Consider the following 571-nt stretch of genomic DNA (forward strand, 5'->3'; position numbering starts at 1 on the left):
TTTCGGCGGGCGATCTGCTCGGCAAGGTCTGCGTCACTTCCCTTCCGGTTCGTCGAACAGTGTACGTCAAGGACGGCCTGCGACGCTGTATCGACGAGTTTCGTGACCTTCAACTTCTGGACGCGGTAGCTGATTCGCTGGCAGTAGTGGCGGCTCGCAGCTGAGCGTTCGTAGAAGGTGGCGTCGATCGCGCCGTGTTCGGAGGGGTCGTGCAGCTGCGCCGACTGGCGCAGGAGCACTCGGCAGACGCTCATGCTGATCCGATCGAACGCTTTACACAACGTGGATGGGGAGGGGAGATCGGCCGCGTTGAGGCCGATCTCCTCGGTTATTTGTGGCATCTCCTTCAGCAGGTCAATCGTCATCCGGTAGGACGTGTCGAGGTAAATCCGGAGACAATGGAGGGAAACGAGCGCGTAGTCAGCGAATCCGCCGCCACCTTCTGGGGCGGCGGATTCGCCTCCGTCGCCAGTAACCCTTTGAGAAATCGGGACAATCTCGCTAGTGAAGCGGGAGATTTGTGTCATGGACATTCGCAGTCTCCCGCTTCAACTCCTTTGATTTAGCGACC

General features: G+C 59.2%; 1 pseudogene. It reads right to left on the reverse strand.

Going from position 1 to position 571, the window contains the following annotated elements:
- Positions 1–527: pseudogene (locus ACR3FF_RS27345) on the reverse strand (IS5-like element ISHwa3 family transposase); the annotation flags it as partial.
- Between the last annotated feature and the right edge of the window lie 44 nt (positions 528–571).

Source organism: Haladaptatus ordinarius, from assembly GCF_054177595.1.